Origin of the sequence: Actinomadura harenae (assembly GCF_003696215.1) — a bacterium.
In the GTDB taxonomy this organism is placed as follows: Bacteria; Actinomycetota; Actinomycetes; order Streptosporangiales; family Streptosporangiaceae; genus Spirillospora; species Spirillospora harenae.
Genome location: NZ_RFFG01000024.1, coordinates 60,214 through 85,197 on the forward strand (window position 1 = coordinate 60,214; position 24,984 = coordinate 85,197).

The 24,984-nt window shown below is 72.6% G+C and carries 22 protein-coding genes; 10 read left to right on the top strand and 12 right to left on the bottom strand.

What is annotated here, in order from left to right:
- Window positions 1-191: 191 nt before the first annotated feature.
- Both EBO15_RS15675 and EBO15_RS15680 read left to right on the top strand, forming a co-directional pair.
- Window positions 192-1,325, top strand: a complete 1,134-nt coding sequence (locus EBO15_RS15675; RefSeq protein WP_122195131.1) for a cytochrome P450 — start codon at window positions 192-194, stop codon at window positions 1,323-1,325.
- On the top strand, window positions 1,322-2,098 hold the full coding sequence (locus tag EBO15_RS15680; RefSeq protein WP_122195132.1) for an SAM-dependent methyltransferase: 777 nt from the start codon (window positions 1,322-1,324) through the stop codon (window positions 2,096-2,098). The genes EBO15_RS15675 and EBO15_RS15680 overlap by 4 nt, the downstream gene beginning before the upstream one ends.
- 249 nt (window positions 2,099-2,347) lie before the next feature.
- On the opposite strand, the gene EBO15_RS15685 is transcribed toward EBO15_RS15680, so the two are convergent.
- From EBO15_RS15685 to EBO15_RS15700, 4 genes are all read right to left on the bottom strand, one after another.
- On the bottom strand, window positions 2,348-2,668 hold the full coding sequence (locus tag EBO15_RS15685) for a histone-like nucleoid-structuring protein Lsr2 (RefSeq protein ID WP_026413192.1): 321 nt from the start codon (window positions 2,666-2,668) through the stop codon (window positions 2,348-2,350).
- Window positions 2,669-2,681: 13 nt separating this feature from the next.
- The gene (locus tag EBO15_RS15690; RefSeq protein ID WP_122195133.1) at window positions 2,682-3,044 is read right to left on the bottom strand and encodes a histone-like nucleoid-structuring protein Lsr2; all 363 of its coding nucleotides are present in this window, start codon (window positions 3,042-3,044) and stop codon (window positions 2,682-2,684) included.
- A 467-nt stretch (window positions 3,045-3,511) separates the two neighbouring features.
- Window positions 3,512-4,519, bottom strand: coding sequence for a hypothetical protein (locus EBO15_RS15695; RefSeq protein ID WP_122195134.1), 1,008 nt, complete (start codon window positions 4,517-4,519; stop codon window positions 3,512-3,514).
- Window positions 4,520-4,641: 122 nt separating this feature from the next.
- Window positions 4,642-5,616: an ArsR/SmtB family transcription factor gene (locus EBO15_RS15700; protein WP_122195135.1), complete on the bottom strand. Its 975-nt coding sequence runs from the start codon at window positions 5,614-5,616 to the stop codon at window positions 4,642-4,644.
- Window positions 5,617-5,672: 56 nt separating this feature from the next.
- Here EBO15_RS15700 and EBO15_RS15705 point away from each other — a divergent pair, with 56 nt between their 5' ends.
- A complete protein-coding gene (locus tag EBO15_RS15705; RefSeq protein WP_122195136.1) occupies window positions 5,673-6,521 on the top strand; it encodes an EamA family transporter in 849 nt (282 codons plus the stop codon).
- A gap of 13 nt (window positions 6,522-6,534) precedes the next feature.
- Here the strand turns inward: EBO15_RS15705 and EBO15_RS15710 are convergent, their stop codons facing one another.
- Together EBO15_RS15710 and EBO15_RS15715 are read right to left on the bottom strand one after the other, a co-directional pair.
- Window positions 6,535-8,205 carry an FAD-dependent monooxygenase gene (locus EBO15_RS15710; protein WP_122195137.1) on the bottom strand — a complete coding sequence of 557 codons (1,671 nt, stop codon included), beginning with the start codon at window positions 8,203-8,205 and terminating at the stop codon, window positions 6,535-6,537.
- A 4-nt stretch (window positions 8,206-8,209) separates the two neighbouring features.
- Window positions 8,210-9,169: an MBL fold metallo-hydrolase gene (locus tag EBO15_RS15715; RefSeq protein ID WP_122195138.1), complete on the bottom strand. Its 960-nt coding sequence runs from the start codon at window positions 9,167-9,169 to the stop codon at window positions 8,210-8,212.
- A gap of 270 nt (window positions 9,170-9,439) precedes the next feature.
- Here EBO15_RS15715 and EBO15_RS15720 point away from each other — a divergent pair, with 270 nt between their 5' ends.
- The 4 genes from EBO15_RS15720 (at window position 9,440) to EBO15_RS15735 (ending at window position 12,733) form a co-directional block, all read left to right on the top strand.
- On the top strand, window positions 9,440-10,843 hold the full coding sequence (locus tag EBO15_RS15720; RefSeq protein ID WP_122195139.1) for a hemolysin family protein: 1,404 nt from the start codon (window positions 9,440-9,442) through the stop codon (window positions 10,841-10,843).
- Window positions 10,840-11,874 (top strand): hemolysin family protein, encoded by a 1,035-nt coding sequence (locus EBO15_RS15725; RefSeq protein WP_122195140.1) that lies wholly within the window; start codon window positions 10,840-10,842, stop codon window positions 11,872-11,874. The genes EBO15_RS15720 and EBO15_RS15725 overlap by 4 nt, the downstream gene beginning before the upstream one ends.
- A 67-nt stretch (window positions 11,875-11,941) precedes the next feature.
- Window positions 11,942-12,175 carry an RNA polymerase subunit sigma-70 gene (locus tag EBO15_RS15730; RefSeq protein WP_122195141.1) on the top strand — a complete coding sequence of 78 codons (234 nt, stop codon included), beginning with the start codon at window positions 11,942-11,944 and terminating at the stop codon, window positions 12,173-12,175.
- 3 nt (window positions 12,176-12,178) lie between these two features.
- A complete protein-coding gene (locus tag EBO15_RS15735) occupies window positions 12,179-12,733 on the top strand; it encodes a Clp protease N-terminal domain-containing protein (RefSeq protein WP_122195142.1) in 555 nt (184 codons plus the stop codon).
- A gap of 24 nt (window positions 12,734-12,757) precedes the next feature.
- Here the strand turns inward: EBO15_RS15735 and EBO15_RS15740 are convergent, their stop codons facing one another.
- Window positions 12,758-13,669: a LysR family transcriptional regulator gene (locus tag EBO15_RS15740; RefSeq protein WP_122195143.1), complete on the bottom strand. Its 912-nt coding sequence runs from the start codon at window positions 13,667-13,669 to the stop codon at window positions 12,758-12,760.
- Between the two features lie 72 nt (window positions 13,670-13,741).
- Here EBO15_RS15740 and EBO15_RS15745 point away from each other — a divergent pair, with 72 nt between their 5' ends.
- On the top strand, window positions 13,742-14,128 hold the full coding sequence (locus EBO15_RS15745) for a RidA family protein (RefSeq protein WP_122195144.1): 387 nt from the start codon (window positions 13,742-13,744) through the stop codon (window positions 14,126-14,128).
- Here EBO15_RS15745 and EBO15_RS15750 read toward each other — a convergent pair whose 3' ends face one another.
- On the bottom strand, window positions 14,129-16,636 hold the full coding sequence (locus EBO15_RS15750) for a DEAD/DEAH box helicase (RefSeq protein ID WP_122195145.1): 2,508 nt from the start codon (window positions 16,634-16,636) through the stop codon (window positions 14,129-14,131).
- Between the two features lie 220 nt (window positions 16,637-16,856).
- Complete coding sequence (gndA, locus tag EBO15_RS15755) at window positions 16,857-18,296, bottom strand: NADP-dependent phosphogluconate dehydrogenase (protein ID WP_267898406.1); 1,440 nt, start codon at window positions 18,294-18,296, stop codon at window positions 16,857-16,859.
- 145 nt (window positions 18,297-18,441) lie between these two features.
- Between gndA and EBO15_RS15760 the strand changes: the two genes are divergently transcribed.
- Entirely contained in the window at window positions 18,442-19,194 is a 753-nt protein-coding gene (locus tag EBO15_RS15760) for a beta-phosphoglucomutase family hydrolase (RefSeq protein ID WP_122195147.1), read from the top strand.
- On the top strand, window positions 19,191-21,611 hold the full coding sequence (locus EBO15_RS15765) for a glycoside hydrolase family 65 protein (protein ID WP_122195148.1): 2,421 nt from the start codon (window positions 19,191-19,193) through the stop codon (window positions 21,609-21,611). The genes EBO15_RS15760 and EBO15_RS15765 overlap by 4 nt, the downstream gene beginning before the upstream one ends.
- Before the next feature lie 78 nt (window positions 21,612-21,689).
- Here EBO15_RS15765 and soxR read toward each other — a convergent pair whose 3' ends face one another.
- The 3 genes from soxR to EBO15_RS15780 all read right to left on the bottom strand — a co-directional run bounded on the left by soxR (window position 21,690) and on the right by EBO15_RS15780 (window position 24,873).
- Window positions 21,690-22,220, bottom strand: a complete 531-nt coding sequence (soxR, locus tag EBO15_RS15770) for a redox-sensitive transcriptional activator SoxR (RefSeq protein ID WP_122195149.1) — start codon at window positions 22,218-22,220, stop codon at window positions 21,690-21,692.
- A gap of 154 nt (window positions 22,221-22,374) precedes the next feature.
- The gene (locus EBO15_RS15775) at window positions 22,375-22,953 is read right to left on the bottom strand and encodes a DUF421 domain-containing protein (RefSeq protein WP_122195150.1); all 579 of its coding nucleotides are present in this window, start codon (window positions 22,951-22,953) and stop codon (window positions 22,375-22,377) included.
- 99 nt (window positions 22,954-23,052) lie between these two features.
- Window positions 23,053-24,873, bottom strand: a complete 1,821-nt coding sequence (locus EBO15_RS15780; protein WP_233616216.1) for a phosphoenolpyruvate carboxykinase (GTP) — start codon at window positions 24,871-24,873, stop codon at window positions 23,053-23,055.
- Window positions 24,874-24,984 lie beyond the last annotated feature (111 nt).

The window sequence follows — 24,984 nt, forward strand, 5'->3', positions numbered from 1 at the left end:
GTCAGGAAGAGTCAGGATCCGAGTGCGGACCGGGACCGCTCCTGCCTGCGCCGTCACCGTCCGCGCCCGGATCGCCCGCCGCGATCGACACCGCGTGATCGGCCCCCGCGCTGACCTTCGGCTTACCTCCGGCCTCTACGCTCCTCCCCACGGACGACGATCCAGGCGGCGGGCCGGACGGAGGTGACCGGATGAACGAGTCCGACTCCCCGCCATGCCCTGCCCGCGTCGTCCGCGTCGAGTCGCCGGACGGCTGGATGGCGACGGGCTGGGACGAGGTCCGCCGCGTCCTGTCCGACCCCGTGTTCAGCCGCGCCCTCGCCGTCGGACGGACGCCGGGCGCGCACCGGCGCGAGACCTTCCTCATCGACATGGACCCGCCCGCCCACCAGCGGATCCGGCGGCTCGCCGTCCCCGCGTTCACGCACCGGCGCGCCCGGGCGCTCACGCCCCGGGTGGACGGCCTGGCCCGCGACCTCGTCGCCGCCATGGCCGCCGCCGGTCCTCCCGCCGACCTGGTCCGCGACCTGTCGCTGCCGCTCCCGATCACCGTCATCGGCGAGCTCCTCGGCGTCCCCCCGCAGGACCGCGACCGCTTCCAGGGCTGGTCCGACGCGTTCCTGTCGAGCACGGCGTTCACCCGCGAGGAGATCGAGACCGCGCACGCCCACCTCGACGGCTACCTCTCCGAGCTCATCGCCAGGCGCCGGGTCGAACCGTCCGACGACCTCCTGTCCGAACTCGTCCGCGCGCGCGACGAGAACGGCGGCCTCACCGAGCCCGAACTCCTGGACCTCGGCGTCGGCCTCCTCGTCGCCGGATACGAGACGACCGCGAACCAGCTCACCACCATCGTCCACACGCTCCTGACCCGACGCGACCTCTGGGACCGGCTCGTCGCCTCCCCCGCCCTGCTCCCCACCGCCGTGGACGAACTGATGCGCTGCGTCCCGCTGGGCTCGGACAGGGGAATGCCGCGCGTGGCCGTCCGGGACGTGGAACTCGGCGGTGTCCTCGTGCGCGCGGGGGAAACCGTCTACGCGTCCCGTCCCCTCGCCAACAAGGACGCGACGGTCTTCGACGACCCGGAGCGGATCGTCCTGGACCGTCCCGACAACCCGCATCTGGCGTTCGGGCACGGGATCCACCACTGCCTGGGGGCGCACCTCGCCCGCCTGGAACTCCGCGCGGCCCTCGGGGCGCTGACCGCGCGGCTGCCGGAGGCACGGATCGCCGTCCCCGAGACGGACCTGCAATGGAAGACGGGGCTGAGCGTGCGGGGACTACACGCGCTTCCCCTGACCTGGGAGGACGACACGCGATGAGCAACGGGGGCGGGCTCGGACTGGCCGGGCCCGCGCGGATCTACGACTGCCTGCTCGGCGGCAAGGACAACTACGCCGTGGACCGCGAACTGGTCGTGGAACTGCTGACCATCGAACCGGGCCTGGTGGACGCCGCCCGCGCCAACCGCGCCTTCGTCCGGCGCGCCGTCCGGGAACTGGCGGGCCTCGGCCTCCGCCAGTTCCTCGACATCGGCTGCGGCCTGCCGACCACCGACAACATCCACCAGATCGCGTCCCGGCACGCCCCGGGCGCCCGCGTCCTGTACGTCGACCAGGACCCCCTCGTCCTCGTCCACGCCCGCGCCCTGCTCGTCGACGACGGCGACGTCGCCGCCCTCCAGGCCGACCTCCGCAAGCCCGAGGACCTCGTCGCGCAGTCTCTCGACCACGGCCTCCTCGACCCGTCCGAGCCCGTCGCCGTCCTCCTCACGTCGGTCCTGCACCACCTCACCGACGCCGACGACCCCTGGCACGCCGTCCGGACCCTGACCGCCGCCCTCGCCCCTGGCAGCGCCCTGGTCATCTCCCACCTGACCGACGCGCCGTCCGCCTCCGCGGAAGTGGCGTCCCGCTACACCGAGGGCTGCTCCCTCCCGCTGATCCCGCGCACGCCCACCGCCATCGCGAGCCTCCTGGACGGCCTGCCGCTCCTCGCCCCCGGCCTGGTCCCCGTGGACACCTGGCGCCCGGAACTCCCCACCACCGCCCCGCAGACCCCCCATTACCTGGCCGCCGCCGCGCAACTCCCGTAACCACCACGGCACGGCCGCCGACCGGCACGACGGAGCATGGCGCGCGGGGCATGCGGGATGGGCGGCGAACGGAAGCGCGGCCCACGAACGCCAGAAACGCGGGGCGCGAGGGCGCGAGGCGCGGGCGCGCGGGGGTTCGGGGGGTTTTCGGGTGGTCGGGTGGTGGTGTCCCTGGTGGCTTCGCGCCGTACCGCCTAATTCGCGGGCGCAGGGACTGAATCGGACCGGAAGGGGGTCCGATGGGTGGTGCTAGTGGGTGGCGTTGTACTGTTCGATCACCTTGGCCGGAATGCGGCCGCGGTCGTTCACCGGGATGCCGTTCTGCTTGGCCCATTCCCGGATTTCTGCGCTCTGCTCACGGTTGCCCGCGCTGCGCGACGGCTTCGCCGGGCGGCGGGCCGCCTTACGGGCGTTCGCCACGAACGGCTCGAAGCGCTCGCGCAGTTTCGCGGCGTTCGCAGCGTTCAGGTCGATCTCGTATCCGACGCCGTCGAGCGCGAAGGACACGGTCTCCTCGGCGTCGCCGCCGTCGAGGTCGTCGGTCATGACGACGATGGTCTTCTGTGCCACGGGGACTCCCTGCTTACGCGTCTGGGCTGGCTTCGGGGTGCGCCTGGACGAACGCCTCGTAGACGGCGTCGGGCAGCGCACCCTGGTCCGGGACCTCGAGGTCCTCGTTCTTGGCCCACGTGCGGACGTCGGCGTTGGTGAAGCCCTTGAGCTTCACCGGGCTTTTCCGGGGCTTGCGCGAGCGCCCCGCCTGCTTCACCTCGCGCGACTTCTCGACATAGCGGGTCAGCGTGTCGAGGGTCTCACGCAGCCGCACGTCGTTCTCGTCGGACAGGTCAATGGTGAAAATCCGCCCCAGGATCTCGAAGTCGCGCTTGCGGACATCCTCGCCCTCGCCGCCATCGAGATCGTCTACCAAGATGACCTTCTCAGCCATGCGTTCCTTTCTGATTCAACGCCCTTTACGGTAGCGGACTTTCGCACCTCATCGCTCAACACACGAACGCGTCGAACAACCGTTTTCCCGATCGGGGGGCCGAAGCCCCTGCACGCGGCGCCGAAGCCCTCGGCGGGAGTCTTCGAGATGTCTCCCGAGACGTCCGTGAAAGCCGGGCGGCGGAGTGCCCGCATGCCTTCGGCGGACGGTCGCCGGAAGCGGGAACCCCCAAGCGTCAAGGCTTTTCAGGGCAAGGCGCGGACGGCCGGGGCCAAGAGACGCGCCCATCCGAGGAGGCGGCGGCTCCGGTGCCAGGGTCGCCGGGAGGTGAGGAGGCGGAGTGGCCGTGCAGCACGCCGGAGGCCGCTTCGGCGACCTCGAAACGGCTCGGATTCCTAACGCAGAGTGACAGTAATTCGGTCACCGAGGTCTTTGAGGTGTGACCATGAAGACAGAGGGTTCGCTGGTCAGGAGGGGTCGGGCGGGGGCAGTTCGAGGCCGGTGCCGATGGCGGAGGCGACCCGGTCGCGCAGGATGGCCTCGGCTCGCCGCGCGTCGGACTCGAGGCGGTCGATGACCTCGACGGCCAGGGTGTCGCGGACGGTCTCGGCGAGGAGGTCGCGGTAGCGGGCGTTCTGTTCGGGCAGGTCGCGCAGGACGCGCCATTCGTGGAACGCCTCGTCGGCCGCGTGGGCCGAGCCGGCGTAGGCCTCCAAGGCCTCGATCCGCCGGGTGATCGAACGGACGGAGAGGTTCAGGGCGCGCCGCTGGGGTTCCAGGAGGGCGCGGACCGGGGCGGAGAGGCGCTCGGGTTGCTGGGCCCGGCGTTCGCGGCGGAGCCGGGTGTGTTCGGCGAGGGCGGACGCGATGGCCCATTCCTGGCGCGGGAGCTCGGTCGCGTTGTCGATGGCGTCCAGGAGTCCGGCGGCCTGGGCCTGGGAGCCGAGGACGGCGTCGATCGCGCGCTGCGCCCGGACCAGGAGCCGGGCGGCGGGACGGTCGAAGTCGGCGGGGAGCAGGTACCGGCCGTGGTGGTCGCGGGCGGCCCGGGTGGTCTCGGGTTCGCGCAGGTGGCGCAGGGCGCCGACCGTCCAGCCGGCGAATCCGGCGGCGGCGAGCGCGGCGGCCGCCTCGGGCTGGCCGAGGAGCAGCAGCGTCACCTGGACGACCGGGAGGACGAGCATGGCGAGCACGGCGCCGCGTCCCCAGCGCAGGGCGCCGCTGAGCAGGTCGTCGTCGTCGAGGGACGCGAGGAAGAACAGCCGGATCCAGCCGCCCGGCAGGACGCCGTAGAAGAACGCGAAGACCGGGATCCAGATGAGGCGGGCGGCGATCGTGGCGGGGCTCGGCCGCTCCGGCGGCGGCGGGGCGGGCAGGCTCGCGGCCACGAGGCGTTCGGGGACGGCGGCGAGCAGCTCGCGTTCGGCCCCCGAGAGGGAGGGGTCGAAGACGGGCCGGGGGTGGTCGTCGGTCATGGCGGCTCCCACCGCGTCGGGGCGTGCGTCCGGTGGACCTTTCGTGACTATCACGGGTGCCGCGACCGCTTCCAGCGCCGGACGGGATCCCCGCAACACCCGCACATTTCGCCCCAGAAACCTCAGCAGGTTCGGAGAAGGCGATCGCCCAGGGGCGTGCGCGCGTACAGGACGGAACGTCCCGCGCGGGCGCGTGTCACCAGGCCGGCGTCCCGCAGGACGGCGAGGTGCTGGGAGACCGCGCCCGGGGTCACGCCGAGGCGGCGGGCGAGGTCGGTGGTGGTCGCGGGGCCGTCCAGGCAGGCCAGGAGGGTCGCCTTGGGACGCCCGACGAGGTCGGTCAGGACGCCGGGACGCGCCGGGGGCGCCGTCTCCCACACCGTCGCGACGCCCCGGGCCGGATACGACACCAGGGGAGGTTCGTCGGTGCTCAGGGGAAGGGACGGCGTCCGGACGAACACGGCGGGCATCAGGACCAGGCCGCGTCCCGTGACCGGGATCCGGACCTCGGGGTGCGGGTAGCTCAGGTCGAGGCTCAGCATCCCGGAGCGCCAGCGGATCGCGGGGTCCAGGTCGGCGAACAGCAGGCGGGCGCCGCCGCGCGCGAGGCGCTGCGCGCGGTAGAGCAGGTCCGCCTCGAGGACGCCGCGCATCCGCGGCCAGTGCGGGGCCAGCACGGCGTCCCAGTAGGCGGCGAGCAGGTCGGCGAGGTGGTCGCGGAGGCGGGCGGGACGTTCGAGTCCGGCGGCGAGGACGGCGGGCGCGGGCCGTCCCTGGAGCGCGGCCCGGATGTCGGCGGCGAGCTTGCCGGGCGGGACGCGCCGGACGCGGTCGAGCTCGGCGGCGAAGTCGGGCAGCGGGTCGTCCGGGCGGCCGGTGAGGAAGTCGGGGACGGCGCGGTGCGTGCCGACCAGCGCCAGGAGCAGGCCGATGTCCAGGTCGCCGAGCGCCGCGGTCGCCGACCGCAGCCACGGGAGCTGGAGCGCGTAATAGTGCGGAAGCAGCCAGATCCGGAGGCTCAGCGCCGCCTCGGCGAGCGGGGAGATGACGAGGCGGGTGTCGGCGAGGTCCTCGACGTCGAGACGCAGTTCGATCATTTAGGCCCAGTCTAAAAGCCTGCCCGGATCGGCCGTCCCGCGCTGGGGTGTGGGGCATGACCACAGCGCTGGCAGTGATTCTCGCCGGGGTGCTCCACGCGACATGGAACGCGATCGCCAAGGGCGCCTCGGACCGGTGGGCGTCGTTCGCCCTGATCGGGATCGGTCAGGCGGTCCTGGTCGTCCCGTTGCTGGGCCTCGTCCCCGTTCCGGCCGCCGCGGCCTGGCCCTGGCTGCTCGGGTCCGTGGCGCTGCACCTGATCTACATGGGGCTTCTGCTCATGTCGTACCAGCTGGGCGACTTCAGCCAGGTGTACCCGCTCGCCCGGGGCAGCGCCCCGCTGCTCGTCGCCCTGGTGGCCGCGACGGCCCTCGGCGAGGACCTCACCTGGGTCCAGCTCACCGGTGTCGCCGCGATCTGCGGCGGCCTCGCCGTCCTCGCGTTCACGGCGCCCGCGGCGGCCGACGGGCGCGCGCGGGACCCGCGTGCGGTGCTCGCGGCGCTGACGACCGGCGTGTCCATCGCCGCGTACACCGTGCTGGACGGGATCGGGGTCCGGGCGGCACACGGGGCGAGCGGGTACTCGGCGTGGCTGTTCGCCCTGGAGTCGCCGCTGACGATCGGGCTCGTCCTGGCGGTGCGCGGGCGGGGCACCCTGTCGGGGCTGCCCGTCCGGACATGGGCGACGGGCCTGGCGGGCGGCGTCCTGGCGATGGCCGGGTACGGGATCGTGCTGTGGGCGCAGACGCGCGGGGCCCTGGCGGCCGTGGCGGCGCTGCGCGAGACCGGCGTCATCGCGGGCGCCGTCATCGGGGCGGTGTTCTTCGCCGAACGCATGGGCGCTCGCCGCATCGCCGCCGCCTGCGTGGTCGCGGTCGGCGTCGTCCTGATCACCGGCACCTAGGACGACCCCACGGTCAGTCGTGCCCGAGCGCCTTCCGGACGGCGGCGGCGACGGCGTCGGGCGTGGGGTCCTGGAGGGTGGCGGCGATGTGCGCGTCCGGCCGGACGACCCACAGCTCGCCCGGACGCAGATCCGGCAGCGCCTCCTCGACGGAACTCGGCACCGGGCAGGTGACGGGCGCGGCGGTCGCCCTCTCGGCGGCCGCCAGAAGCTCCAGGTACGGCAGGGAGGCGTCGGCGAGAAGCGTGATCCCGCCGCGCAGAAGGTGCCGCAGCCGCGCGGGCCGTCCACCGGCGTCCCAGGAGTCGAGCGGGACGGCGGAGGGCGGAAGCGGGGCGTCCGGAACGATCGTCCCCGGGGCCACGGACGGCGGGGCCCCGCGCGCCGGACGGCCCGTACAGGGGCGGGACGCGTCCGGGACGGTCAGCGGCGAGCGGTCGTACCAGAAGGGCTCGGCGAACCGTCCGGAGTCGATCTCGCCCGCGCTCGCGGGGTCGGCGGACGCGCGGTCGAGCACGTCGGCGCGGTGCGCGCGCTCCGCGGCCGTGGACGGCGCGAGGAAGCGCATGGTCGTCGCGGTGACGTCCAGGTTCTCCAGGGCGGCGGCACGGCGCTCGATGTCGTAGGTGTCGAGGATCGAGGGCGGCGACCACCCGCGCACCGCGAACGCGATCTTCCAGGCGGCGTTCTCGGCGTCGGGGACGCCGGAGTTGAGGCCGCGCGCCCCGAACGGCGCGAAGAGGTGCGCGGCGTCCCCGGCCAGCAGGACGCGGCCCACCGCCATCCGGGACGCGACGCGCGAATGGAACCGGTATTCCGTCGCCCACAGCACCTCGTAGGGACGCTCTCCGACGACCTGCCGAATGCGGGCGTCGAGGCGTCCGTCGGCGCGTTCGGCGTCGAGGTCGAAATCGGGCGGCACCTGCCAGTCGATCCGGTACACCGAACCGGGACAGGGATGGATGAGCACCTGCCGTCCGGGGTTCCACGGCGGGTCGAAATGGAAGTGCCGCTCGGTCTCGCGGCCGGGCCAGTCGGTCCGCAGATCGACGATGAGGAAACGGTCACCGCCGCTCTCCCCGGGAAACGCGACGCCCAGCCCCTCGCGCAAGGCCCCGGAATGCGCGCCCGAACACACCACCGCATAAGACCCACGCACAGCGTCCCCCGGGACCACGGCAGGAGCGGAGGTGAATGCGCTGGGAACGCAATGTGCGGTGACTCCGGACGGATCCTGTTCCAGCGCGGTGACCTCGTGGTCCCAGCGGATGGTGACGCGGGGGTCGGCGTCGGCCAGGGCTTGCAGGATCTCCTCGGTACGACTCTGCGAGATGTTGACGAACGGCGGCAGGGCGCCGAGAGCGGCGGCGAACTTCCACGAGGTGACCTCCCGTCCGCGGTGGAAGACGCGGCCGGTCGTCCAGGTCAGGCCCTCGTCGGTGATCGCGCCGGCGCCGACGGACGACCAGATGTCCAGGACGTCCCGCTGCTGGCAGATCGACCGTGAGCCGACCGCCGTCCACCCGGGACGGCCTTCGAGGACGACCACGCGCAGGCCCCAGCGGGCGAGCAGGAGAGCGGCGGTCAGGCCGACCGGCCCGGCCCCCACGACCAGCACGGGCGCGACGGCCTCCACCCCTGCCGCCGCCCCGGTGCCTCCCGGCGCTGACGCGGTCCCGGACATCGGATCAGTCCTGGAGCTCGGCCCAGACCTGGCGGTCGCGTTCGGCGGTCCAGATGCGGGGGCGCTCGATGCCGTCGAGCTCGTCCCAGAGCCGGGAGACGTCGAAGGGCAGGCAGTGCTCGAAGATCGGCCAGCCGCCGTAGGACGGTTCGAGCTCGGCGTGGACGGCGGCGAACGCGTCGCGCAGCGTCCCCCCGCGTTTGCGCACGTCGCGCACCTCGCGGAGCATCGTCTCGAGGAAGTCGCGGGTCTGGCCGACCGCGGCGCGGACCGCCTCGCGCCCGTGCGCGACGGCGCCGCGTCCGCCGACCAGGGCGTCCGCGCCGAACGCGGCGACCCGGTCGAGGGTCGAGCCCGCCCAGTCGCGGTGGAAGGCGTCGCCGGTGTAGAGCGCGGCCTGCGTCTCGACCAGGTCGCCCGCGAACAGGACGCGGTGCCGGGGCAGCCAGGCGACGATGTCGCCCTCGGTGTGCCCGCGCCCGCAGTACCGCAGCTCCAGCGCGCCCCGGTCCCCGCCGAGGTCGATGGTCAGGCCGTCGGAGAAGGTGGTGGTCGGCCAGGTCAGGCCGGGGATGCTCGCGGGGTCCTTGAACAGGCGGGGCATCCGCCCGTACTCCGACTCCCAGTCCTGCTTGCCGCGCTCGGCGATCAGTTCCCGGGTCTTGTCGTGCGCGATGATCGACGGCGTCCCGAACGCGCTCGCGCCGAGCGTCCGGACGGCGTGGTAGTGCGAGAGGACGAGATGCCTGATCGGTTTGTCCGTGTGCGCCCGGAGCACCATCAGCCAGTCGCGGGCGGCCGTGGGGGTGGCGAGGGCCTCGAAGCAGACCACGAAGTCCTCGCCCTCGACCGCGCCCACGTTCGGGTCGCCCTCGGCGGTCAGCGCGTACACGCCGTCCGCGAGGATCTCCAGGGTCTGGGGCTTGGCGGACAGGTCGGCGGACGACGCGAACGGCTTGGGCATCGTTGCCCCTCGCTCTCTCATGGGCGCACGGCAGGGAGGACGCTCGGCAGGACGCGGCGGGGACCGTCGACGCCGAGGCGATGGTTTCATTCCACGACCCGACGACCGGTAACCACGTTCCCTCCCCGCGCGTCCCTCCCCCGGGCCCCGTGGGCGCGCCCCGGTGGACGTCCCGGCGGCGCGGATGCGAAAGGGTAGGGAAGATCGAGTTCTGGGAACGTACCGGGGATCTGTGCGCGCGGGCGGGTGGCGCGCGGAAGGAGGGCGGGGATGACCGCGGCGCTCGGACTGCTCGCGGTCCTGCTGCTGACGGCGGCGACCGGGTACTTCGTGGCGCAGGAGTTCGCGTTCGTGACGGCGGACCGGCCGGTGCTGGCGGAGCGCGCGGCGGCCGGTGACCGGGCGTCCGAGCGGGCGGTCCGGGTCATGGAGCGGTTGTCGTTCATGCTGTCCGGCGCGCAGCTCGGCATCACGGTGACCGCGCTGGTCGTCGGCTTCATCGCCAAGCCCGCGCTCGCCGACCTGCTCGCCCCCGCGCTGCGGGCGTCGGGCGTCCCGGAGGGCGCGGTCGGCGGGATCTCCGTGACCGCCGGGTTCGTCCTGGCCACGGTCATCCAGATGGTGCTCGGCGAGCTGTTCCCGAAGAATCTGGCGCTGGCCCGCGCCGAGGCGCTGGCCAGGGCGCTCGCCCCGTCGACGCTGGTGTACCTGGCCGTCGCGGGCCCGCTGGTCCGGCTGTTCGACGCGGCCGCGAACCGGCTCGTCCGGGCCGCCGGGATGGAGCCGGTCGAGGAGCTGCACCACGGCGCGACGCTGGAGGAGCTCGGGCACATCATCGGCGAGTCCGGCGAGCAGCTCGGCGACAGCCAGGCCGACCTGCTGGAACGCGCCCTGGAGTTCTCCGAGCGGGACGCCGAGGCGGTCATGGTCCCCCGCGTGGACGTCGTGACCATCCCCGCCGACACCCTCGCCGCCGACCTGACCGACGTCATCACCGCGCACGGCCACTCGCGCTACCCGGTGGTCGGCGGCAGCGTCGACGACGTCCTCGGCGTGATCGGGCTGGACGAGCTGATCCGGCTCAGCCCCGAGGAGGCCGAGACCACCCCCGTGCGCGACCTGGTGCGTCCGGCCGTCCTGCTGCCGTCGTCGCTGCCGCTGCCGCAGGTGGTCGCCGAGCTGCGCCGCCACGGCGATCCCCTGGCCTGCGTGGTGGACGAGTACGGCGGCTTCGCCGGGCTCCTGACCTGGGAGGACGTCGCGGAGGAACTCGTCGGGGAGATCGCCGACGAGATCGACGCCGACCCCGACCTCGCGATCCGCACCGGCGCCTGGTGGACCACCGACGCCGGACTCCGCGTGGACGAGGTCGAGCACGAGACCGGCATCGACCTGCCCGAGGGCGACTACGAGACGGTCGCGGGCCTGCTGCTCCAGCGCCTCGGCCGGGTCGCCGAGCCGGGCGACGTCGTCCGGATCCGGCTCCATCCGGAGCGGCTGAGCGAACCACCGCGCGAGGCCGTGGTCGAGGTGCTGACGATCCACCGCCACGTGCCGGAGCTCATCCGCATCTGCGTCGTCCCGCTCGGCGGCACCCCGCCGTCGACCACCCCGCCGTCGACCACCCCGCCGTCGACCACCCCTGGCGTCCCGAACGGGAAGGGCACACGATGAGTCTTCCGGTCGGGGTGCTCCTGACGCTGGCGCTGCTGGCGGGGAACGGGTTCTTCGTGGCGTCGGAGTTCGCGCTGGTCGCGGCGCGGCGGCCGCGCCTGGAGAAGGCGGCGGCCGAGGGGAGCCGCGCGGCCGCGACGGCGGTCGCGGGGATCCGTGAGCTGTCGCTGATGCTGGCGGGGGCGCAGCTCGGCATCACCATGTGCTCGCTGGGCCTCGGCGTGGTGTCCGAGCCGGTGTTCGCGGAGACGCTCGCGACGCTGTTCCGCCACATCGGGGTGCCGGAGGGCGCGGCGCATCCGGTGGCGTTCGTGCTGGCGCTGGCGTTCGTGACGTTCCTGCACATGGTCCTCGGCGAGATGGCGCCGAAGTCGTGGGCGATCATCGATCCGGAGCGGTCGGCGATGGTGCTCGCGCCGCCGTTCCGGGGGTTCGCCCGGTTCGTCCGGCCCGCGCTGGCGGCGCTGAACGGGGTGACGAACCTGCTGCTGCGGCTGGTCGGCGTCCGTCCGAAGGACGACGCGGAGCTGTCCCGGACGCCGGAGCAGCTGCGCAGCCTGGCCGTCGAGTCGCGGCGGCTCGGGCTCATCGCGGAGACCGACCTGAACCTGCTGACCGCCGCGCTGGACGCGCCGCGCGCGCCGCTCGCCGGCCTCGTGATCCCGACGGCGCGGATCGTGTCGGTGCCCGCCGGGGCGTCCCCGCAGGACGTCATCGACGCCGCCGTCCGCACCGGGCACACACGGCTGGTCGTCGCCGACCCGGCGATCACGGCGTCCGACGGCGGGGCGGCGCGGATGGTGCACGTCCGGGACGCCTATCTGGCGCGGGCGCGCGACCGGGAGACGCCCGCCGGGGGTCTGGCGCACCCGATGCCCCGGCTGTCCCTGGGGACCGCGGTGGCCGAGGCGGTCGCGATCCTGCGCGACCAGCACAGCCACCTCGGCCTGGTCCTGCGCGAGGACGGCCGCACCGTGGGCATGGTCAGCCTGGACGACCTGCTCACCACCCTCCTCGGCCCCGCGGACTGACGCCCTTCCCCTTCCGAAGTCGTCAACCTTCATTGACACGGCCGCCGCGTCAACCTACATTGACACTATGAGCGACGGAGTGAGGCTCGCCCAGGAGGCGGGCAGCAGGGACCCGGCCGTAGGGCTGCGGGCCGTCCGCGCGCTGCGCGACCTGGCCGAACGGCTGGAGGCGCTGCAGGTGGACAACGCCCGCGAGCAGGGCTGGTCCTGGCAGGAGATCGCGGTCTGCCTGGGCGTCAGCCGGCAGGCGGTGCACAAGAAGCACGGCGGAGGACGCCGCATCCTCAGGAAGGAGACCTAGACCATGTTCGAACGGTTCAGCACCGAGGCCCGCGAGGTCGTCAAGGCCGCGCAGGAGGAGGCCCGCAGCCGGGGCGACCGGGGCATCGGGACCGAGCACCTGCTGTTCGCCCTGACCCGCAACGAGGGCCCCGCCGGCGAGGCGCTCCGCGGCTGCGGCGTGTTCCGCGGCGCCGCCGGGGACGCCGTCGACGCGCTGCCCGACCGGGACGGCCTCGACGCCGAGGCCCTGCGCGTCCTCGGCATCGACATCGACGCCGTCCGGGACGCCGCCGAGGACGCCTTCGGCCCCGGCGCCCTGGACGCCCCGCGCGGACCCCGCCGGGACCGCGCCCCCAAGGGCCACATCCCGTTCAAGCCCGAGTCGAAGAAGGTGCTGGAACTCAGCCTCCGGCAGTCCCTGCGCCTGAAGCACAAGTACATCGGCTCCGGGCACATCCTGCTCGGCCTGCTCCAGGACCGCCGCGTCCCGGCGGCCCGCGCCCTCACGGGAGCGGGCGTGAACCTGGACGCCCTCTGCGACGACGTCACCCGCCGCATCCCACCCCAGGCCGCCTGACACGCCCACACCCGACGCGACTCCTCAGTCCTGACGCTTCTCCGGCGGATCCGGGCTGATGGTCGTCAGCAGGTGCGCGACCAGGGGGTTCGGGTCGTTCTCGCGCCAGGCGACGGCGACCCGGGTGCGGGCCGCACCCGGGTCGACCCTTCGGAAGGCGACGCCCTTGAGGCGGATGCGGCGGATGCTCGCGGGCGCCAGGGAGACGCCCAGGCCGGTCTCCACCAGCGCGCACACGGTCTGCCATTCCACCGCGCGCTGGGCGACGCGCGGCGTGAAGCCGGCCTCGGCGCACAGGGCGATGATCTGGTCGTGCAGGTGCGGGCCGACCGCGCGCGGCAGCAGCACGAAGGGCGAGTCCGCCATGTCCGCGAGCGGGACGGACCGCCGGGCGGCCAGCGGGTGGGCGGCCGGGAGCACGGCCACGAAGGGCTCGCGGAGAACCGTCCTGAAACGCAGCCCCGCCTCGGCGGCGGGCTCTCGCAGCAGGCCGATGTCGATGGCCTTCTCGCGCAGGGCGGTGATCTGCGGCGCGGTGGTCATCTCCTGGATGTCCAGGTGCACGCCGGGGAACCGCTCCCGGTGGGTGCGCAGCAGGTCCGGCAGGACGGTCAGGGCGAGGGAGGCGGAGAAGCCGATCCGCAGACGGCCGGCCCGGCCGTCGCCGACGGCCCGCGCGGCGGCGAGGCCGCCGGCGAGGTCGGCGAGGGCCCGCCGGGCGGCGGGCAGCAGTTCGCGTCCGGCCGGGGTGAGGGCGACGTGTCCCGGTCCCCGGCCGAACAGCGGGTGGCCGACCTTGTCCTCCAGGCGGCGGATCTGCTGGCTCAGCGGCGGCTGGGCGATGCCGAGGCGGGCGGCCGCGTGGCCGAAGTGGAGTTCCTCGGCGAGCACGACGAAGGCGTGCAGCTGCGGAAGGGGAAGTTCGGGACGCTCCATACGTCCAGAGATATCAGGTCATGCCCGTGGACGTATTAGACGTATCGTCGCTGGTCACCTAGCGTTCGGCGCATGACAGAGCGACGTGTGATCCTCAGCGGCTCGACCTTCGAGGAGCAGATCGGCTACGCCCGCGCCGTGGTGGACGGCGACCGGGTGCACGTGTCCGGGACGACCGGGTTCGACTACACCACCATGACGATCCCGGACGACGTCGTGGCGCAGGCCGAGCAGTGCCTGCGCAACATCGCGGCCGCGCTGGCCGAGGCCGGGTGCACGTTCGCGGACGTGGTGCGGGTGCGCTACCTGCTGCCCGACCGCGCGGACTTCGAGCCCTGCTGGCCGGCCCTGCGCCGGGCCTTCGGCGAGGCCCGGCCGGCCGCCACGATGATGGAGTGCGGTCTCTCCGACCCCCGGATGAAGATCGAGATCGAGGCCGACGCCCGCCGCGCGCCCTGACTAGAGGCGGTCGACGGCGGTGACCCGGATGACGGCCTCGCCCTCCTGGTCGGATCCGGCGAGGTCGACCTCGGCGCTGACGCCCCAGTCGTGGTTCCCCTCCGGGTCGTCGAAGACCTGGCGGACGCGCCACAGCGCGTCCTCCGGGACCTCCTCGATCTGGAGGAGCTTCGGGCCGCGCGCGTTCGGGCCGGTCAGGAGCTCCTCGTGCTCCTCGAAGTAGCCGTCCATGGCGTCCGCCCAGGCGTCCGCGCCGAAGTCGGGGTCGAGGGCGCCGAGCTCGGAGTAGCGCTCGAGCGCGGCCAGCTCCACGCGGCGGAACAGCGCGTTGCGGACGAGGACGCGGAACGCGCGCGTGTTGGCGGTCACGCGGGTGACGCGCTCCTCGAACGCCGCCGCGAGGTCGTCGTCGGACGGGTTGGCGAGCTGCTCCCACTCGTCCAGCAGGCTGGAGTCGACCTGGCGGACCAGCTCGCCCAGCCACTCGATCAGGTCGATCAGGTCGTCGTTCTTGATCGACTCGGGGACGGTCTGCTGGAGCGCCTTGTACCCGCCGGACAGGTACCGCAGCAGCAGCCCCTCCGTGCGCGCCAGGTCGTAGTGGCCGATGTACTCGGTGAAGGTCATCGCCCGCTCGTACATGTCCCGGACGATCGACTTCGGGCTGAGCGGGTGGTCGCCGACCCACGGGTGGCCCGCCCGGTACACCTCGTAGGCGGCCTCGAGCGGCTCCTCGAGGGGCTTGGGGTAGGTGACGTCCTGGAGCAGCTCCATCCGCTCCTCGTACTCGATGCCCTCGTTCTTCATCTCCTGGACGGCCTCGCCCCGCGCCTTGTTCTCCTGCGCGGCGAGCACCTGGCGCGGATCGTCCAGGGTGGCCTCGATCACCGACAGGACGTCCAGCGCGTACGTCGGGGACGCCGGGTCGAGGATCTCGAACGCGGCCAGCGCGAACGCCGACAGCGGCTGGTTGAGCGCGAAGTCCTCCTGGAGGTCGACGGCGATCCGCGCGTAGCGGCCCTGCTCGTCGGGCTCGTCCAGGGCCTCGACGACGCCCCCGGCCAGCAGCGACCGGTAGATCGCGATGGCGCGGGAGATGTGCCGCCGCTGGGACGCGCGGTCCTCGTGGTTGTCGGTGAGCAGGCTCTTCATCGCCTGGAACGCGTTGCCCGGACGGCCGATCACCGACAGCAGCATCGCGTGGCTGACCTGGAACCGGGACGTCAGCCGCTCGGGCTCGGCCTGCTGGAGCTTGGCGAAGGTCTCCTCGTCCCAGCCGACGAACCCCTCCGGGGGCTTCTTCCGCTGCACCTTGCGGCGCTTCTTCGGGTCGTCCCCGGCCTTGGCGAGGGCCTTCTCGTTCTCGACCACGTGCTCGGGGGCCTGCGCCACGACGTAGCCGATGGTGTCGAACCCGGCGCGTCCGGCGCGTCCGGCGATCTGGTGGAACTCGCGGGCGCGCAGGCGCCGCACCCGATGGCCGTCGTACTTGCTGAGCGCGGTGAACACGACCGTCCGGATCGGGACGTTCACCCCGACGCCGAGGGTGTCGGTGCCGCAGATGACCTTGAGGAGCCCGGCCTGCGCGAGCCGCTCGACCAGCCGCCGGTACTTCGGCAGCATCCCGGCGTGGTGCACGCCGATGCCGTGCCGGACGAACCGGGACAGGTTGCGCCCGAACCGGGTGGTGAAGCGGAAGTTGCCGATCAGCTCGGCGATCTTCGCCTTCTCCTCCTTGGTGCAGACGTTGATGCTCATCAGGGACTGCGCCCGCTCGATCGCCGCCGCCTGGGTGAAGTGGACCAGGTAGATCGGGGCCTTCTGCTCGCCGAGCAGCTCCTCGATCGTCTCGTGCAGCGGTGTGAGCCGGTAGTCGTACTTCAGGGGGACGGGACGGTCGGCCGAGGTGACCAGCGCCGTCGTCCGGCCCGTCCGGCGGGCGAGGTCCCTGCGGAGGAACTCGACGTCGCCGAGGGTCGCCGACATCAGCAGGAACTGCGCCTGGGGCAGTTCCAGGATCGGCACCTGCCAGGCCCAGCCGCGCTCGGGCTCGGCGTAGAAGTGGAACTCGTCCATGACGACCACGCCGATGTCGGCCTCCCGGCCGTCCCGGAGCGCCATGTTCGCGAGCACCTCGGCGGTGCAGCAGATGATCGGGGCGTCCGGGTTGACCGAGGCGTCCCCGGTCATCATCCCGACGTTCTCCCGGCCGAACATCTCCACCAGGTCGAAGAACTTCTCCGACACCAGGGCCTTGATCGGCGCGGTGTAGAACCCCACCTGGTCGCGTCCGAGGCCCGCGAACAGCGCCCCGGCCGCCACCAGCGACTTGCCCGACCCGGTCGGCGTCGCCAGGATCACGTTGTTCCCGGAGACGACCTCGATCAGCGCCTCCTCCTGCGCCGGGTACAGCGTGATCCCCCGCCCCGACACCCATCTCTCGAACGCCTCGAAGAGGCTGTCAGCGTCGGCGTCGTTTCCGGAAGGCAACTGGTCGAGAAGGTTCACGTAACCATCCTGCCCCTCCCCACGCACTGCCCACGCCAAATAACCCCCCGGATGCGCCCCTCCCCGGGGCCTGCGGGCCGCCGGACGCCCGCCGGGACACCGGCCGGACGGGTTTTCCGACTTTCCATGCCAAAGCGATCTTTTCTGCTCACATTCGGCTCAGAAAGAAGGAAACGGCCCCCGCCCGCGCGCCGGGCGGGAGCCGTCTCCGGCCGGTGGGTCAGGCGTCGATCTCCTTGCGGGGGTCGTCGGCCCAGAGGGTGTGGAAGGAGCCGTCCTTGTCGACGCGCCGGTAGGTGTGGGCGCCGAAGTAGTCGCGCTGGGACTGGATCAGGGCGGCCGGCAGGCGGTCGGCCCGGAGCGAGTCGTAGTAGGCCAGGGCCGCGGCGAAGCCCGGGGCCGGGATGCCCTCGCGGACGGCGACGGCGACGACCTCGCGCCAGGCGTCCTGCGCGTCGGCCAGCGCCTCCGCGAAGTCCGGCGTGGCGAGCAGGGTCGGGGTGGCCGGGTCGGCGGCGTAGGCGGCGCGGATCCGGTCGAGGAACGCGGCCCGGATGATGCAGCCGCCGCGCCAGATGGCGGCGGTCGCGCCGAGGTCGATGTCCCAGCCGTACTCGGCGCTCCCGGCCTGGATCTCGTTGAACCCCTGCGCGTAGGCGACGATCTTGGACGCGTAGAGCGCCTTCTCGACCTTCTCCGCGAAGGCGGCGCGGTCGGCGACCGGCTCACGGGACGGGCCGGGCAGCGCGCGGGCGGCGGCGCGCAGGTCGGCGTGCCCCGAGGTGGACCGGGCGAACACGGCCTCGGCGATGCCGTTGACCGGGGAGCCGAGGTCGAGGGCGGTCTGGACCGTCCAGCGGCCGGTGCCCTTCTGCTCGGCCTGGTCGAGGACGACGTCCACGAACGGGCGGCCGGTCTCGGGGTCGGTGTGCGCGAGGATGTCGGCGGTGATCTCGATCAGATAGGAGTCGAGACGGCCGGTGTTCCAGGCGCGGAAGATCTCGGCGAGCTCGGCGGGCTCGAAGCCGCCCGCGTGCCGGAGCAGGTCGTAGGCCTCGGCGATGAGCTGCATGTCCGCGTACTCGATGCCGTTGTGCACCATCTTGACGAAATGGCCCGCTCCGTCCGGGCCGATGTGGGTGGTGCAGGGCTCGCCGTCCACCTGCGCCGCGATCGACTCGAACAGCGGACGCAGCGCCTCCCACGACTCGGCGGAGCCGCCCGGCATGATGCTCGGGCCGTTCAGCGCGCCCTCCTCGCCGCCGGACACGCCCGTCCCGACGAAGTGCAGGCCGCGCTCGCGGAGCGCGGCCTCGCGGCGGCGGGTGTCCAGGAAGTGCGCGTTGCCGCCGTCCACGATGATGTCGCCCGGTTCGAGCAGCGCGGCGAACTCCTCGATCACCGCGTCGGTGGGCGCGCCCGCCTTCACCATGACGACCACGCGCCGGGGACGCTCGAGCGACGCGACGAACTCCTCCGCCGTCGCGGCCGGGAGGAACGTCCCCTCGTCGCCGAACTCCTGGACGAGCGCCTTCGTCCGCGCCTCCGTGCGGTTGTGCAGCGCGACGGTGTAACCGTGGCGCGCCAGATTCCGCGCCAGGTTGCGGCCCATCACTGCCAGGCCGGTCACACCGATGTTCGCCTGCTGGGTGCTGGTCACTAGGTCTTCCTCACTCGTCGTATGCATCGCTTGCCCGAGGTCCTACCCCTCTTGTTCCGCCAACAGGGCGGCGAACGTCCTTGTTCCGGGTATGTACTTGGCCACGGGGAAGCGTGATCGCGAAGCCTACGACTTAGGGGAAACATTGCTGGGACTGCCGGAGGGGGTCGAAGCGTGCCTGTTCGACCTCGACGGAGTGCTGACCGCGACGGCCGCCGTGCACGCGGCCGCGTGGAAGCAGATGTTCGACGAGTTCCTGAAGGACCGGGCGCTGCGGCATGGTGAGCCGTTCGTCCCGTTCGACGTGCGGAACGACTACGGGCCGTACGTGGACGGCAAGAAGCGCGAGGACGGCACCCGCTCGTTCCTGGAGTCGCGGGGCATCCACCTGCCCGAGGGCTCCCCGGACGACCCGCCGAGCGCGGAGACCGTGCGGGGGCTCGGCAACCGCAAGAACGAGCTGGTCCTCAAGCTCATCGACGAGGACGGCGTCCAGGTGTTCCAGGGGTCGGTGGACTTCGTCCGCGCGGCCCGTGCCGCCGGGCTGAAGACCGCCGTCGTGTCGTCCAGCGCGAACACCGTGCAGGTCCTGCGGGTCGCGGGCATCACCGGGCTGTTCGACGCGCGCGTGGACGGCGTCGTCGCCGCCGAACGCCAGCTGCCGGGCAAGCCCGCGCCGGACACCTTCCTCGCCGGCGCCGAGGCCGTCGGCGTCCCCGCCGCCCGCGCGGTCGTGTTCGAGGACGCGCTCGCCGGGGTCGAGGCCGGGCACCGCGGCGGCTTCGCCTACGTCGTCGGCGTCAACCGGCTGGACGCCGACCACGCCGCCGGCCTGCGCGAACACGGCGCGGACGTCGTCGTCGGCGACCTCTCCGAACTTCTCAAGGGGGACCAGTGACCGAGTCGGACCACCGCGCGTCGGACCACCGCGTTTCGAGCGCGCCGCAGCCGCAGTTCCTGGTCGAGCCCTGGTGCGTGCGCGAGCCCGAGCTGCGCCTGGACCGGCTGGCCCAGAGCGAGTCGGTGTTCGCGCTGTCCAACGGCCATCTCGGCCTGCGCGGCAACCTCGACGAGGGCGAGCCGCACGGCCTGCCGGGCACCTACCTGAACTCGTTCTACGAGCGGCGTCCGCTGCCGCAGGCCGAGGTCGCCTACGGCGTCCCCGAGACCGGGCAGACCGTCATCAACGTGACGAACGGAAAGGTCATCCGCCTGCTGGTGGACGACGAGCCGCTCGACGTCCGCTACGGACGGGTCCACTTCCACGAACGACTCCTCGACATGCGCGCCGGAACCCTCTCGCGGGACGTCGAGTGGACGTCCCCGGCGGGCCGCCGTGTCAAGGTGACCTCGACCCGGATGGTGTCGCTGTCACAGCGCGCCGTCGCCGCGATCTGCTACGAGGTCGAGGCGGTGGACGACCCGGTGCGGATCGTCCTGCAGAGCGAGCTCGTCGCGAACGAGGCGCTGCCCGACCTCGGCAAGGACCCCCGGGCCAGCGCGATGCTCGAGCAGCCGCTGATCTCGGAGGAGCACATGTCGAACGGGCACCGGGTCGTCCTGGTGCACCGCACCCGGGAGAGCGGCCTGCGGATGGCGGCGGGCATGTCGCACGAGGTCACCTGCCCGGACGCCGCCGACCACGCGCTGGAGAGCCTGCCCGACATCGGCCGGCTCACCGTCGCGACCCGCCTCAAGCCGGGCGAGCGGCTGCGGATCATCAAGTACATGGCCTACGGGTGGTCCAGCCAGCGGTCCCGGTCGGCGCTGAACGACCAGGTCGTCGGCGCGCTCGCGGCGGCCCGGCAGACCGGCTGGGAGGGGCTGCTGAAGGAGCAGCGCGAGTTCCTCGACGAGTTCTGGGAGGGCGCGGACGTCGAGGTCGACGGTGACGCGGAGGTCCAGCAGGCCGTCCGGTTCGCGCTGTTCCACATCCTCCAGTCGGGCGCCCGCGCCGAGCGCCGGATGATCCCCGCGAAGGGCCTCACCGGACCCGGCTACGACGGCCACTCGTTCTGGGACACCGAGACGTTCGTCATGCCGGTGCTCACCTACACCTATCCGCACGCGGTCGCCGACGCGCTCAGCTGGCGGCACATGACGCTGCCGCTCGCCCGGGAGCGCGCGGGCCAGCTCGGCCTGTCCGGCGTCGCGTTCCCCTGGCGGACGATCCGGGGCCAGGAGTGTTCCGGCTACTGGCCCGCCGGAACCGCCGCGTTCCACATCAACGCCGACATCGCCGACGCCGTCGTCCGCTACCTGGACGCCACGCAGGACGAACGGTTCGAACGCGAGGTCGGGCTGGAGATCCTGGTGGAGACCGCGCGGCTGTGGCGCGGCCTCGGCCACCACGACGTCGAGGGCGTGTTCCGCATCGACGGCGTCACCGGCCCGGACGAGTACACGGCCATCGTGGACAACAACGTCTACACCAACCTCATGGCCCGCCGGAACCTGTGCGAGGCCGCCGACACCGCCATGCGCCACCCGGACGTCGCCGACCGGCTGGGCGTCACCACCGAGGAGGCGGCGTCCTGGCGGGACGCGGCCGACCGCATGCGCATCCCCTACGACGAGCGGCTCGGCGTCCACCCGCAGTGCGACGGGTTCACCGACCACGCCCGCTGGGACTTCGCCGCGACCAAGCCCGACCAGTACCCGCTGCTGCTGAACGTCCCGTACTTCGACCTGTACCGCAAGCAGGTCGTCAAGCAGGCCGACCTCGTGCTCGCCCTGCACCTGTGCGGGGAGAACTTCACGCCCGAGCAGAAGGCGCGCGACTTCGCCTACTACGAGGCGCTGACCGTCCGGGACTCGTCGCTGTCGGCGCAGACGCAGGCCGTCGTCGCCGCCGAGTGCGGGCACCTGGAGCTCGCGCACGACTACCTCGGCGAGACCGCGCTGATGGACCTGCACGACCTGAACCGCAACACCCGCGACGGCCTGCACATCGCGTCCCTCGCGGGCGCGTGGACGGCGCTGGTCGCGGGCTTCGGCGGCATGCGGGCCACCCGCGGCGACCTGCGCTTCGCGCCGCGCCTGCCCGGCGGCATCAGCCGCCTGGCGTTCCGCATGCGCTACCGCGGCAACCTGATCAAGGTCACCGTGACCGGCGAGACCGCGACCTACGAGCTCCTGGACGGCCCGGGCCTCGTCCTCGCCCACCACGGCACCGAGTTCCACCTCGAGAAGGACCCGGTGGAACGCGACATCGCCCAGGAGCCCGCGCCCGCCCCGCCGTGCCAGCCCACGGGCCGCGAGCCGATCCCCCGCCGCATGGACCCGCACGACCGCAGCCGCCGCCGCGTCCGCTGACCCGCACCGCACCGCACCGCAAGGCACCGCACCGCAAGGCACCGAGCCCGGCACCGCTCCCCCAGAACGGTGCCGGGCTCAGCAGGCGTCGGCGCAGGGGGCGGTCGCGGCGGTGGTGGCGGACTTGCCGCCCGGGGCGGGACGGCCGCGGTGGCGTTCGACGAGGAGGCGGCGCGGGCCGGGGCCCTCGTCGCCGAGCCGGTCGTAGGGGTTGGCGAGCGCGCAGGTGCTGATCGACAGGCAGCCGCAGCCGATGCAGTCGGTGAGCTCGTCGCGGAGCTTCTCCAGCTGCGCGATGCGGTCGTCCAGCTCGGTGCGCCAGGTCTCGGAGAGACGGGCCCAGTCCTCGGCGGTGGGGGTGCGCTCCTCGGGGAGGGTCGCGAGGGCGTCGCGGATCCGGTTCAGGGGGATGCCGACGCGCTGGGCGACCTTGACGAACGCGACGCGGCGCAGCGTGTCGCGGGTGAAGCGGCGCTGGTTGCCCGCCGTCCGGCGGCTGCTGATCAGCCCCTTGGACTCATAGAAGTGCAGGGCCGAGACCGCCACCCCGCTGCGCTCGGCGAGCTGCCCGACGGTCAGCTCGTGGACCCTGAACTCCAACCTCGACATACCTGCGAGGTTACTGGGCGTCCGGCGGCTCCGGAGTGCCCCGATCCGTCCGGTGCGCGTCCGGACGGGGTCAGCGCGTGTCCGGACGGGGTCAGCGCGTGTCCGGACGGGGTCAGCGGGTGTCCGGACGGGGTCAGCGGGTGTCCGGACGGGGTCAGCGGGTGTCGGGGCGGGCGGCCAAGGCGGCCAGGTGGGCCTCGATCCGGTCCAGCCGGGCCCGAAGATCGGCCATGTCGGTCTTGTCGGAGTTCTGCTCGCTCTCCCGCAGCCGGACGATCAGCGACCCCTTCGGCTCCAGCGTGACCAGGCGGGTGTCGTGCAGGCCGTCGCCGCCCTGCTCCATGATCCCCTGGATGACGTCCGGCTTGCCGAGGCCGAGCCGGAACAGGGTGCGCTCGCGCCACCGCCCGTTCCACACCAGGATGCTCGGACTCCCGTGGACGAGCCGCCGCAGCCACGGCACCACCAGGACGATCCGGACGAACACCGCGTTCGCGCCGACCAGCAGGATCGCGCCGAGCGCGCCGCCCCACAGCGAGTTGTCCGGGCCGATGATGGCGTTCTGGACGACGTTCGACAGCAGCAGCATCACCACGAAGTCGAAACCGTTCAGCTGGGCGAGCTCGCGCTTCCCGGCCAGGCGCAGCAGCGCCACGATGAGCAGGTAGACCGCGAAGGTGCGGATGGCCTTGTCGGCCACCGGGATCTGGATGTGCATCAGGTCATGCCACATGCGCCCGACCCTAATCACGCGAAGGGGCCGCGTCCGGCAGGACGCGGCCCCGATCGTCACGAGATCACCCGAGCCTCGGATCCGAGGCGCCGGGCGGGGTCACTCGCCGAGGCGGTTCACCAGGGCCTCGTACTCGGCCCACAGCTCCTTGGGCAGGTGGTCGCCGAAGGTCTCGAAGTGGGCCGGGACCAGGGCGGCCTCCTGCTTCCAGACCGCGGTGTCCACGGTGAGCAGGGTGGTGAGGTCCTCGTCGGACAGGTCCAGTCCGGTGAGGTCGAGGGCTTCGCGGGTCGGCAGCTGGCCGATGGCGGACTTGGCTGCGTCGGCCTTGCCGTTGAGCCGGTCCACGATCCACTTCAGGACGCGGCTGTTCTCGCCGAAGCCCGGCCAGATGAACCTGCCGTCGGCGTTCTTGCGGAACCAGTTGACGTAGTAGATGCGGGGGAGCTTCTCCACGTCGGTGGAACGGCCCATCTTCAGCCAGTGGCCGAAGTAGTCGCCCATGTTGTACCCGCAGAACGGCAGCATCGCGAACGGGTCGCGGCGCAGCTCGCCGACGGTGCCCTCGGCGGCGGCGGTCTTCTCGGACGCGATGTTCGCGCCGAGGAAGACGCCCTGCTGCCAGTCGAAGGACTCGGTCACCAGCGGGACGGCGGTGGCGCGGCGGCCGCCGAACAGGATCGCCGAGATCGGCACGCCCTTCGGGTCCTCCCACTCCGGCGCGATGATCGGGCACTGCCCGGCCGGGGTGGTGAAGCGGGCGTTCGGGTGCGCGGCGGGGACGCCGGACTCGGGGGTCCAGTCGTTGCCCTTCCAGTCGGTGAGGTGCGCGGGGGGCTCGTCGGTGAGGCCCTCCCACCACACGTCGCCGTCGTCGGTCAGCGCCACGTTGGTGAAGATGGAGTTGCCGTAGAAGGTCTTCACCGCGTTGGCGTTGGTGGCCTCGCCCGTCCCCGGCGCGACGCCGAAGAACCCGGCCTCGGGGTTGATCGCGTAGAGCCGGCCGTCCTCGCCGAACCGCATCCAGGCGATGTCGTCGCCGATGGTCTCGACCTTCCAGCCCGGGATGGTCGGCTCGAGCATGGCGAGGTTGGTCTTGCCGCACGCGGACGGGAACGCGGCCGCGACGTAGCGGGTCTCGCCCTCCGGCGGGGTGAGCTTGAGGATGAGCATGTGCTCGGCGAGCCAGCCCTCGTCACGGGCCATCGTCGAGGCGATGCGCAGCGCGTAGCACTTCTTGCCGAGCAGGGCGTTGCCGCCGTAGCCCGAGCCGTAGGACCAGATCTCGCGGGTCTCGGGGAAGTGCGAGATGTACTTGGTGGTGCTGCACGGCCACGGGACGTCGGCCTGGCCCGGCTCCAGCGGCGCGCCCACGGAGTGGACGGCCTTGACGAACGAGCCGCGCTCCTCGATCAGCCGCAGGGCGCCCTCGCCCATCCGCGTCATGATCCTCATGGAGACCGCGACGTACGGCGAGTCGGTGATCTCGACGCCGAGCTGGGAGATGTTGCCGCCCAGCGGGCCCATGCAGAACGGCACCACGTACATGGTGCGGCCCTTCATCGACCCCTGGAAGAGGTCGGCGAAGGTCGCCCGCATCTCCGCCGGGGCGATCCAGTTGTTCGTCGGGCCGGCGTCCTCCTCCTTTTCGGAGCAGATGTAGGTGCGGTCCTCGACGCGGGCCACGTCCGACGGGTCGGACGCCGCGTAGAAGCTGTTCGGCCGCTTGTCCGGGTCGAGCCGCCTGAAGGTGCCCTGCTCGACGAGCAGCGAGGTCAGGCGCTCCCATTCCGCATCCGAACCATCGCACCATTCGACTCGCTCGGGCTGGGTCAGCTCGGCGATCCCACGCACCCAGTCGACGAGCTCACGGTGACTGGTCGGGGCCTGGTCGAGGCCGGGGATCTCCTGGTTGGACACGGGCAACTCCTTCAGCTGTTCGCAGGATGTTTGCATCATGAGCAAATCCCGCGGCTTTTTCCATTTGGTCTGGACCAATCCAGAGGAGTTTTGGGGCAGGCTGAGCCCATT

What these genes read in the sequence shown, in the direction of transcription:
- EBO15_RS15675 (WP_122195131.1), top strand. Translation starts at nt 192, where the DNA reads ATGAACGAGTCCGACTCCCCGCCATGCCCTGCCCGCGTCGTCCGCGTC.
- EBO15_RS15680 (WP_122195132.1), top strand. Translation starts at nt 1,322, where the DNA reads ATGAGCAACGGGGGCGGGCTCGGACTGGCCGGGCCCGCGCGGATCTAC.
- EBO15_RS15690 (WP_122195133.1), bottom strand. Translation starts at nt 3,044, where the DNA reads ATGGCTGAGAAGGTCATCTTGGTAGACGATCTCGATGGCGGCGAGGGC.
- EBO15_RS15695 (WP_122195134.1), bottom strand. Translation starts at nt 4,519, where the DNA reads ATGACCGACGACCACCCCCGGCCCGTCTTCGACCCCTCCCTCTCGGGG.
- EBO15_RS15700 (WP_122195135.1), bottom strand. Translation starts at nt 5,616, where the DNA reads ATGATCGAACTGCGTCTCGACGTCGAGGACCTCGCCGACACCCGCCTC.
- EBO15_RS15705 (WP_122195136.1), top strand. Translation starts at nt 5,673, where the DNA reads ATGACCACAGCGCTGGCAGTGATTCTCGCCGGGGTGCTCCACGCGACA.
- EBO15_RS15710 (WP_122195137.1), bottom strand. Translation starts at nt 8,205, where the DNA reads ATGTCCGGGACCGCGTCAGCGCCGGGAGGCACCGGGGCGGCGGCAGGG.
- EBO15_RS15715 (WP_122195138.1), bottom strand. Translation starts at nt 9,169, where the DNA reads ATGCCCAAGCCGTTCGCGTCGTCCGCCGACCTGTCCGCCAAGCCCCAG.
- EBO15_RS15720 (WP_122195139.1), top strand. Translation starts at nt 9,440, where the DNA reads ATGACCGCGGCGCTCGGACTGCTCGCGGTCCTGCTGCTGACGGCGGCG.
- EBO15_RS15725 (WP_122195140.1), top strand. Translation starts at nt 10,840, where the DNA reads ATGAGTCTTCCGGTCGGGGTGCTCCTGACGCTGGCGCTGCTGGCGGGG.
- EBO15_RS15730 (WP_122195141.1), top strand. Translation starts at nt 11,942, where the DNA reads ATGAGCGACGGAGTGAGGCTCGCCCAGGAGGCGGGCAGCAGGGACCCG.
- EBO15_RS15735 (WP_122195142.1), top strand. Translation starts at nt 12,179, where the DNA reads ATGTTCGAACGGTTCAGCACCGAGGCCCGCGAGGTCGTCAAGGCCGCG.
- EBO15_RS15740 (WP_122195143.1), bottom strand. Translation starts at nt 13,669, where the DNA reads ATGGAGCGTCCCGAACTTCCCCTTCCGCAGCTGCACGCCTTCGTCGTG.
- EBO15_RS15745 (WP_122195144.1), top strand. Translation starts at nt 13,742, where the DNA reads ATGACAGAGCGACGTGTGATCCTCAGCGGCTCGACCTTCGAGGAGCAG.
- soxR (WP_122195149.1), bottom strand. Translation starts at nt 22,220, where the DNA reads ATGTCGAGGTTGGAGTTCAGGGTCCACGAGCTGACCGTCGGGCAGCTC.
- EBO15_RS15775 (WP_122195150.1), bottom strand. Translation starts at nt 22,953, where the DNA reads ATGTGGCATGACCTGATGCACATCCAGATCCCGGTGGCCGACAAGGCC.